This is a genomic window from Candidatus Frankia alpina, assembly GCF_902806485.1.
GTDB lineage: Bacteria > Actinomycetota > Actinomycetes > Frankiales > Frankiaceae > Frankia > Frankia alpina.
On the sequence record NZ_CADCWT010000022.1, the window covers coordinates 26,428 to 35,506 of the forward strand.

A 9,079-nucleotide genomic window follows, 5' to 3' on the forward strand; every position below is an offset into this window, starting at 1 on the left:
GCCGTCCCCGAGCCGACATCCCCGACCGCGGGGAGACCCGCAGGCCCCCCGGCTCGGCGAGCGGGACAATCCCGCAAAGGCCGCCTTGGGCAGCGGGCGGGCCAGCGCGGGACCACGGTTCACGGGCCGGCGAACGGATCAGGGGTACCAGCCCGGGTACCCACGTTCGGGTGCCCCGCCGGCCATGGCGATCAGCCTCGCGCCCCAGGCCGGAGAACCCCCGATGCCCGCAGCGCGGAACCGGCGGTGGCGACGAACAACACGTCGAAGCCCATCTGGACGATCACGACAGCCCAGGCGGTCTCTGGCCGACGGCAAGGATCACGATGCGGTCGGCCAGCGCCATCCCCTGGGCGGCCCCGTAGATCCTGGGCGGCCCCGTAGATCGGCAGACCGTAGTAGACGAGCAGGACGGCGGCCACGGTCACGGACGCGGTCGCGGCACGCCGCCCGGCGTGGGTGAACACCCCGCCGAGGTCATCCCCGGCGCGGCTATCTCCCGGTGCTGGCGGTGCTGGTGCTGGCCCGGGCGGGGGCGGCGGCGGGCCGACCGGAGGCGTCGGGTCGGTTATGACGCCCGCCGTGCCGGCCGCCGCAACTGAAGTTGCACCGTGCCGACCGCCGTTTCCCCGGCCCCCTCAGGCCGCGCAGTCCGAGCAGATGACGCGACGCGGATCCGCGAGCTGGCTGCGGTGCTGCACCAGAAAGCACCGGGTGCAGGTGAACTCGTCCACCTGCCGAGGAAGCACCCGCAGCGACAGTTCCTCGTCACGGACCTCGGAGTCGGGCAGGTCCAGCTCGGCCTCGAGGGCGTCCATGTCGTCCCCGAGGTCCGCCGCGGCACCCGCACGCTGCGCCTTGAGCGTCTCCAGGCTCTGCTCCTGGAGCTCGTCCTCCTCGACATCCGTGCTTCGCCGAGCGTCGAAGTCACGAGCCATGCGTCCCCTTCCTTTCTCTGCCGTCGTTCACCCAGGGGCTATGCCAACCCGCGGGTAGTGGTTCCCACCGAACACAGGGGGCCATTCAACACGGCACCCCGCAACATCGGCTGGCTACGGTACGCAATGACCCAGAGGATGGGGGGATGCAGTGCCTTATATCCGCATTTCCCGGTGCCTCCGCCACATCCAAGGGTCCCGGCCGGAACGCGGATCTCCAAAGCCGAGCGAAGGATACGGGGCGCAACCGCGTCAGGCCAGACAGGGGGCCCTCGGCGCGGTGTCGCTCCCACCACATTCACGCCCAGGACGTCACGACCCGGGCGGATCGCCTCCATCCCGATCGATGCGGCACCGTACACCACTCGAGCCCGGGGGCAGCGCCTGGTGGTCGGCGGATCGTACGCACGGACCCCACCGGGACGGCCGCGTCCCGCAGCGAAGCCTCAGAGGTAGAGACCCGCGGGCCCGTCGTCGAGCCGCTCGGCCGCGACGGCGTGTACGTCGCGCTCCCGCAGCAGGACGTAGGTTGTCGCTTGCAGTTCGACCTCGGCGCGGTCCTCGGGATCGAACAGCACCCGGTCGCCGACCTGGATGGTCCGCACCGCGGTGCCGACCCCGACGACGTCGGCCCACGACAACCGCTTGCCCATGTGCGCGGTCGGCGGGATGACGATGCCGGCCTTCGACCGCCGGTCCGCGGAGTCCTCCTGGGGCTCGACGAGCACCCGGTCATGGAGAAGCCTGATCGGCAGCGCTCCGGCCTGCATGACACCCGCCTGCGTGTCCGCCCCAGCCACGCCGCCGACACCGTTGACACCGCCGGACACAACGCTCACAGGGTCGGACACTACCCGCCCGCGCAGGGCTCGCGGCACCCCCCGGCAGTCTTCGCGTGCGGAGGGCGAACGAATTGGGCGTGAGTCGGCGGATCCGGTCACCGCCGCCTTTGGCCTTTCCGCCCGGCGTCGCCGCGCCGGGCGGCTGCGCGGTCCCGGCCCGCCGACTCGACATCACGCAGCTCATCGACCTGAAGTAACGAGTTGATGCACGCAATCGGCGTTGCCGGCATCGCGCACTATCGGAGCAGAGCCCACCGAACCTCCCCGGATGGGGAATGGTCTCCCAACGCGGTATAAGCTGCCGCCCATCGCTGCCCGGGCTGGCGCTGACGGGCGGCGTGCCGTGGCACCTCTCGATCGTCCGTTGGCGCCCAGGTAACCGTCGGCACGTCACGAACCTCAGGGATGGGGCACCACCATGGCATTGCGCATCAGTGTCGATCTTGATAGTCTGCGCTGGGCCGACCTGTTCCGCTTCGTCGATCTGGCCCGCAACGGTGGGATCAGCGCGGAGGATCAGGTCGACGTCATCACCTACGGCAGCGACCCGATGTCGGTGAGCCTCTCCGCCCGCATCTACCCGGCGACCGAGAGCTTCCTGTCGACGGAGCCATCGGACGCGTCCGGTGATGGCCTGCGCGGTGCCCCGCTCTCGATCGCCCCTGGTGCCGCCGCTCCCAACGGCTCGGGATTCGCCTACGACGGAGGTTCCGCCGAACGGAACGCCGCCCAGAACGGCACGCATTACCCCGCCTTCGACAACGGCCAGGAGCGTGCCGGCGCGCCGGGCGCGGGCAGCCTGCCGCCCTACGGCCCCGGTTACGACGCGCCGACTGACCGTGGCGGCCCCGCACCCGGTGGCCATTACCCCACCTTCGACGGCCAGCCTGACCGGATGCCACCGAATGGTGGCGGTCAGTTCGCGGAATTCGAACCATTTGATCGCTCCGGGCCGGGCAAGGAGCCCGGAGGTGCCCCCGGCCAGGTCGAAAGTCCCTACATCGAGGAATTCGCCCGCCTTCAGGAGGGGCTGATGCGACAGGTTCGGCGCACCGACGAGGTCCGGCCGGACCGCTCCTGATCAGCGATTAGCGCCGCCCCGCCGCTGCAGTCCCGGGACCCCGGGCGGGACGTGATCGCGTACCCACCGGCCATGCGGCCCGCCACCACGCTCACGGCAGGTGAGGAGGAAAAGACCGTCAGCGTCGCCGCACGCCGCCCATCGGACGCAGACTGTGAGTCTGCCGTGACCGCACCCTCAATGGTTCTACGCCGTTCGTACCCTCTTGCCCGCTATGGTGCATGCTGCCTGTGATCGACGATCCGCGTCTTGCCGACGTCGAGCAATATCACGGGCGTTTGCGCTCCGAGCTCGACGTCATCGCGCGTGGGCCGGTTCTGGTCGGCCCGAAGATCATTGAGCACATCCATTCACTGATCACACTCATCGATCTGCACCAGCCGAACGAGTTCGACCTCTGCCTGAGCTGCGACCGACTCTGGCCATGCGCCTCGATCATCGCCATCACCGGTATTTCGCAGGACGCCGGGCCCGGTAGCCGCAACGACGAGGTCGAGCCGGACTACGCCGAATCCGGGGCCGACAGCAGCGCCCGCGCGGCCGCGCCCGACACCGGCCGCCCGCCTCCCCCGTCGGTCATCGGCTACGACGACCGGAACTACGACGACCGGCGGCCAGCGGACCGGCGGTTCGCCGATCACGGCACGAGCGGCCGGCACCACGACGATCGCGCTCTCGTCGGCCGCAGGTGCGACGATCGCGGCATCGAGGCGCCCCAGGACACCGGGCAGGACCGTGGCAACGTCCCGCCGCCGGGTCCGGGTCGTCCCCCGACGCACGTCGCGGCGCAATCGCGCCAGCCGGCCATGCCGGGCACCCGACCCGCCGCCGGACCGCCGCCACCCGTCCATCCTGACCCGCCGCCCTCGGCGCCCGGGCGGCCTGCTGGCCCGCTGCCTGCGGTCGCGGCACACGGCGGCATCGGGTCCCGCGACGCTGACCGCCCACTGGGGCGCGCCCGCGACGGCTACACTGGTTACCCGCCGGCAGCCGCGCCCGCGCAGCCGCCCGCTCCCCGGCCGACAGGCCCCGCACCGCGCATCCCGGCAACCTCCGGCAGACCACATCCGAACGGCGCGCCCCCCCGGCTGCCCGGGATGAACGATCCGGGCCGCCGACCGTCCGCGGAAGTCGGCCACGATGACAGGTCCGCCGGCCGCCACTACGCGGCCCACCCCAACGGCACCGCGGCCGACCGGAGCCGCACGGCAGCCCATCCGACGGCCGGTGCGTCGGACCTGCCCAGCACCGCGCCGCCGTCATCGGGGACGCCGCGCCAGCCCGGGGCACCCGGCTTCACGCCGGCGCCCGCGGCCGGCGGGTCGTCCTCGGCGCAGCCGCGGCCCACGGGTGCGTTCCCGATCGCCGGGGACGCTAGCCGGGAACGACCGGACGAGTTCGGTTCGGCCCTGCCGGGCCTGACACCGCCCATGGCCGGCGGCCGATCGGGTCCGTCTGCGGACGCCCCGGCGCGCCCGACCGGCGTGCAGCCCCGGTTCGCGGGCGGCGGCGCGACCGGTGTGGGCGGGCAGCGGCCGGACCGCTCACCGGACGCCGTCCCGAACCCGGCCCAGTCGGTCGATCACAGCGTGCCGCCCGGCTATGCCGGGCAGGTGTCCGTGCCGGCGTCCCGGCCCGCACCGCCGATCTCCGGCCCGGTGGAGATGGCGTCGGCGCGGGCAAGCGGCACCCGGGCCCCGCACCAGCACGCCCCAGAGACTCGGGCTGGCGACCCAGCAACCCGGGGTCCGGTGGACGGCTCGATCGGCGACTGGCCCGGCCCACCCCGAGGGCTTGACACCGCCGGCCCGGCGGGAGTGGGGCGGTCCGACGCTCCCAGCGGCCCGGGACGTCCAAACGGACCAGGCGGGCCCGGTCGACCCGAGGACCCGCGCATGCGGGCCACCCCAGCTACCGCTCAGGGCCGCGCCGGACCGCGGCCTGCGCCGGGCCGCGGCGGCGACGATGCAGCGGGCGGCCCGCGCCACCCCATGCCGTCGGGAGCCGACCACGAACGGTCCGCCACGCTCGGCGGTGGCCTGCCGCAACGTGGCGACGTCTCGCCCGAACCGCGCTCCACCGGCTGGCGCGCAGACAGCGATCTGCCCGGTCATCCCGAGCAGGGTGGTCCGGGATGGCCTGATCCCGACCCGTGGGAGCGGCGGCCCCGGGGCCAGGCGCCCCGGCCGGACCGGGCCGGGGCGCCCACCGGCGACGCGGGTGACGCGGCGCCGGACGAGGGTCGCCCGGGTGGTCCCGGCCGTGGCCGCCCGATCGGGGCGGGCGGTTCCAGCACGCCTAACCTGCACAACCGCGGGCCGGGCCTACGCCCGGGCCGGCCGAGCCGCGAGGAGTCGCCGCGCCGGCCGGGCGGCGAGCCGGACCGGCCTGGGCCCGGGTCGGACCGGGAGGCCGAGCTGTCAGCGGCGGCGGCGCGCATCGACCAAGCGCAGGTCGACGAGGTCACGCAGGCATGGCTGGCACGCCGCGGATCGGTGTTGGACGGCATCGACGTCATCTGAGCCCGGGCGGACCCCGCCCGTGCCGCACACCGCGCTGTGTCCCGCGGCGCGTCGTCGCCCCGGATGACCCCGGAGCGCGGTATCCAGATGCGGCACGCGGTCGTGAAGGCGACCGAGGGCCACAGACCGTGCAGGTTTGAGGTGGCGAACGGTGTGGCACGTACGCGTCATCGGGCAGCTCGCCCGGCGCGAGGACGGCAACGGAGGACGGGGCCGTCCCAACCGATTTCACGGAAGGTGAGGCGTGGCCGGAGCACTGACCGCACGCTTCGACCTGCCCGCCGATCCCCGCACCGCCGGCCGGGCCCGCCGCCTGGTCGCCGAGCTGCTCGTTGCTTGGTGTCGCCCTGAGACCGTCGAGGTCGCGCAGCTGCTCGTCAGCGAGGTCGTGACGAACGCCGTGCGGTTCGTCGGCGAGAGGGGGGCCCTGTGCCTGAGCCTCACGCTGCAGGTCGACCGGATCCGCATCGCCGTCGACGACGGTACGGCGCAGCATCCGGCGCTGAAGCCCGCCGGCGAGGATGACGAGTCCGGGCGGGGCATGCACCTCGTCGCCGCGCTGGCGCTGCAGTGGGGTGTCGTCGACATCCTGGACGACCAGGGGCCGGGCAAGCAGGTCTGGTTCGATCTCCCTCGCCAGCCGGATCCGCCGCGCCAGGAGGATTCACTGGAGGCGGCCTGCGGTTCCTGATCGGGCCTCGACACCCGCGCGCCTCCCCATCGGTTGGTCCCAAATCGGCCAAAAAGGTGTAAGAGTTGCTTTTCCGCCGCATATCTCTGGCATGTTTCGTACCGATACGTGCAGGAGGTCGCGGAATGTCCCGCACATCGCTCGACTCGCAATCACCGACGCGCCGGCCGCGCGGGCGACAGCGGCACCATCGAGGGGTTTGTCCGCCCCATCCGCCGCCGACCGGAGTTAGTCAGGCCGGCAATGCGGATGCTTCAGCTGTTGTTCAGCCAACTCGCGTACCGTGACCTGCGTCTCCATCGTCACGACCGTGACCACCGCTCCGGCCCTCTACGGGGGTTGTCATAGAAATCCCGGTCCTGCTCGGCACGGACAGCGTCACTGCACCGCCCCTCGGCCGGCAGTCCCACCGATGCCACCGATCCCGACCGTCACGTCTTCGACCAGCCCCTCCCCGTCGGTCCGGCGCGGTCCCGGCGCCGGCCCGTGGTCTGCGGCATCGTCGTCGCGGCGCTGCTGGTAGTGCTGGCGGTGCGCTTCCGCGGGGACGCCGCCTCCCGGCTGTCCGGGGTTCCCGCCCCCCGCTGGCGCTGGCTCGCCGCCTGCGCCTGCTGCACGGCGCTGTTCTACGTTGCCAACGGCCTGTCCATGCGGGCGGCCAGTGGTCTGCGGGTGGAGCTGCGCACGGTGACGGGCGTCCAGGTCGCGGCCGCGGCGACGAACCGGATCATCCCCGCCGGCCTCGGTGCGATCGCGGTCCACCTGCGCTTCCTGGAAAAGCGCGGGATGACCCGGCCCGCGGCGCTCGCCGCCATCGCGTCGATCAAGGCTGCCGGCGCGGTCAGCCACCTGGTCGGCATCGTCATCGTCGCCGGGACGCTCAGCGGCTCGGGGATCGGCGAAGCGGTGGTCAGCCCGGTCCGGTCCACCCTCACCGGCATCGGCACCGGGCCGGTCCTGGCCGGCTGCGTGGTCGTGACCGGGACCGTCGCCCACCCGCGGGTGCGGGCGATGGCGCGGCCAGCCGTCCGTGCCTTCCGCACCCACATGTCGGTCCTCGCGCACTCCCCCGGCCGCACCACCGTGCTGCTGCTGTCCCAGGCCGGTACCCGCCTGTTTCAGATCCTGGCGCTGGCGTGCACGGTCTGGGCCTTCGGCGCCAGCATCTCGATGATGTCGGTGGCCACCGTCTACCCCGTCGGCTCCATGGTGGCCGGCGCGGCGCCGACAGCCGGTGGGGTCGGTGCCCTGGAACCGGCGCTGGCCTTCGGGCTGGCGGCCGCCGGCGGCGACGCCGCGACCATGCTCGCCGTCGTCCTCGTCTACCGGGTGATCAGCTTCTGGCTACCGGTCCTGCCCGGGGTCGTCGCCCTGGCCGGCCTGCGGCGCAGCGGCAACTTGTAGCGAGGGTGGTCAGGCGGGCAGGTTGAGGGTCTCGACCACCGGCTCCTCGTGCTCGTGGCCGAGCATCGACAGCCCGCCCGCGGCCAGCACGAAGTACGCCCCCGCTCGCGGCGGCAGACCGAGCCAGCGGGCGACGAGCACCCGCAGCATGTGCCCGTGCCCGACGAGTGCGACATCGCCGTGCTCCAGCCAGGGACGCAGCCGGCCCAGCACGGCGTCGGCGCGCGCTGCGACCTGCTCCGCGGTCTCGCCGCCGGGCACCGGCGCGGTCCACACCGTCCAACCGGGCACCGACTCGCGGATCGTCGCCGTGGTGATCCCCTCGTAGCGGCCGTAGTCCCATTCGGCCAGGTCGTCCCAGACCTCCCGCCCGGTCTCGGGCGTGGCGACCAGGCCGGCAAGGTCGGCGGTGCGCCGGGCCCGCACCCGGGTGCTGGTCACGACGAGGCCGAAGGACCACGTCGACAGCCGGGCGGCCTGCCCGGCGGCCTGGCGCTCCCCCTCGGCGATGAGATCGACGTCGGTGCTGCCGGTGTGCCGACCGAGCCGGCTCCACTCGGTCTCCCCGTGGCGCAGCAGTACCACCCGGCCCGGTGGTACCTGCGGGCTCATCCGCGGCGCGTCGACCGCCGCCGGCGACGCCGGACCCCGCCGGCGAACAGCAGCAGCCCCCCGCCGACCAGGGCCACCCGATCCCACCGCACGACCCGCACGAAGGCGACGTCGCGTGGGGACAGCCGGTGCGCCCCGGGCCCGCCGCCCGGCCCGCGCCCGGGGAGCAGCACCCCGCCGGCCGCAGCGCCGGACCCCGCCGGTAGCTGCGGCGCGCCCGGCCCTGCCCCTAGCAGCCCTGGCCCTGGCCCGATCCCGAGGGCGGGCCCGTAGCGCTGCCGGAGCTCGGCGGCCCTGACCCGAAGCTGCTCCTGGGTGCGGTCGGCGATCCGGCGTGGGCTGACGATCTCGGCGATCGAGTCGATCGTCGCGGCCAGCTCGGCGCGGGTCTCCTCGATCTGCTGTTGGATGACGGCCGGGTCCTGCGGCACGGATGTTGCCCTCTCGTCCGGTGCGATGCGCGCCGACCACATCGACGCCACACCGCAGACATCCTCGTCAGGTACGACCCTGCCGGATGCGACCGCGTCGGTGTGGCCCTGTCGGTTGCGGCCGGCCTATTCAGATCGTGCCAGACCGACCACCCCCCGGCGAGGCGAAACGTCGAGTGTTGACATCCTCACCTCCGTGAAGAGAGATGATTCCCGCATCTCGCGGTGCGGGTTCCTGCTTCACCGACGGATGCCTCCTCGCTTCAGCAACGAGGCGGTCTCACTCCCTCTCCACAGGCGGACACCGCAAGCCCTACGGCCAGAACGTTCTTCGCCGCGCTCACATCCCGATCATGGACCGCCCCGCAGGCGCACTCCCATTCCCGGACGTGCAACGGCAGCTCCGCGACGACCACCCCACAGACCGAACCCGTCTTCGACGACGGGTAGAACCGGTCGACCGCGATCACCGTCCGGCCGTACCAGCCGGCCTTGTACTCCACCATCCGCCGCAACTCCGACCAGGACGCAATCGACCCCCACCCGCACGTCCACCGG

10 protein-coding genes are annotated in these 9,079 nt (G+C 73.1%); 4 read left to right on the forward strand and 6 right to left on the reverse strand.

Annotation, left to right across the window (positions count from 1 at the left end):
• Nucleotides 1-191: 191 nt before the first annotated feature.
• The 3 genes from G6R25_RS26215 to G6R25_RS04780 all read right to left on the reverse strand — a co-directional run bounded on the left by G6R25_RS26215 (nucleotide 192) and on the right by G6R25_RS04780 (nucleotide 1,777).
• A complete protein-coding gene (locus G6R25_RS26215; protein ID WP_235947435.1) occupies nucleotides 192-467 on the reverse strand; it encodes a hypothetical protein in 276 nt (91 codons plus the stop codon).
• A gap of 171 nt (nucleotides 468-638) precedes the next feature.
• A complete protein-coding gene (locus G6R25_RS04775) occupies nucleotides 639-938 on the reverse strand; it encodes a DUF4193 family protein (RefSeq protein ID WP_163552015.1) in 300 nt (99 codons plus the stop codon).
• A gap of 446 nt (nucleotides 939-1,384) precedes the next feature.
• Nucleotides 1,385-1,777, reverse strand: a complete 393-nt coding sequence (locus G6R25_RS04780; protein ID WP_136447029.1) for a GroES family chaperonin — start codon at nucleotides 1,775-1,777, stop codon at nucleotides 1,385-1,387.
• 421 nt (nucleotides 1,778-2,198) lie between these two features.
• On the opposite strand from G6R25_RS04780, the gene G6R25_RS04785 reads away from it, so the two are divergent.
• The 4 genes from G6R25_RS04785 to G6R25_RS04800 all read left to right on the forward strand — a co-directional run bounded on the left by G6R25_RS04785 (nucleotide 2,199) and on the right by G6R25_RS04800 (nucleotide 7,478).
• Entirely contained in the window at nucleotides 2,199-2,861 is a 663-nt protein-coding gene (locus G6R25_RS04785; RefSeq protein ID WP_163552016.1) for a hypothetical protein, read from the forward strand.
• 230 nt (nucleotides 2,862-3,091) lie between these two features.
• A complete protein-coding gene (locus G6R25_RS04790; protein ID WP_163552017.1) occupies nucleotides 3,092-5,383 on the forward strand; it encodes a hypothetical protein in 2,292 nt (763 codons plus the stop codon).
• Between the two features lie 244 nt (nucleotides 5,384-5,627).
• The gene (locus G6R25_RS04795) at nucleotides 5,628-6,074 is read left to right on the forward strand and encodes an ATP-binding protein (RefSeq protein WP_163552018.1); all 447 of its coding nucleotides are present in this window, start codon (nucleotides 5,628-5,630) and stop codon (nucleotides 6,072-6,074) included.
• A gap of 486 nt (nucleotides 6,075-6,560) precedes the next feature.
• Nucleotides 6,561-7,478 (forward strand): lysylphosphatidylglycerol synthase transmembrane domain-containing protein, encoded by a 918-nt coding sequence (locus G6R25_RS04800; RefSeq protein ID WP_235947437.1) that lies wholly within the window; start codon nucleotides 6,561-6,563, stop codon nucleotides 7,476-7,478.
• 9 nt (nucleotides 7,479-7,487) lie between these two features.
• Here the strand turns inward: G6R25_RS04800 and G6R25_RS04805 are convergent, their stop codons facing one another.
• The 3 genes from G6R25_RS04805 to G6R25_RS04815 form a co-directional block, all read right to left on the reverse strand.
• Complete coding sequence (locus G6R25_RS04805; protein ID WP_163552019.1) at nucleotides 7,488-8,090, reverse strand: histidine phosphatase family protein; 603 nt, start codon at nucleotides 8,088-8,090, stop codon at nucleotides 7,488-7,490.
• Nucleotides 8,087-8,521 (reverse strand): DUF3618 domain-containing protein, encoded by a 435-nt coding sequence (locus G6R25_RS04810; protein WP_163552020.1) that lies wholly within the window; start codon nucleotides 8,519-8,521, stop codon nucleotides 8,087-8,089. Before G6R25_RS04810 ends, G6R25_RS04805 begins: the two co-directional genes overlap by 4 nt.
• Nucleotides 8,522-8,784: 263 nt before the next feature.
• On the reverse strand, nucleotides 8,785-9,079 hold a 295-nt coding region (locus G6R25_RS04815), incomplete at its 5' end, for an RNA-guided endonuclease InsQ/TnpB family protein (protein ID WP_163552021.1).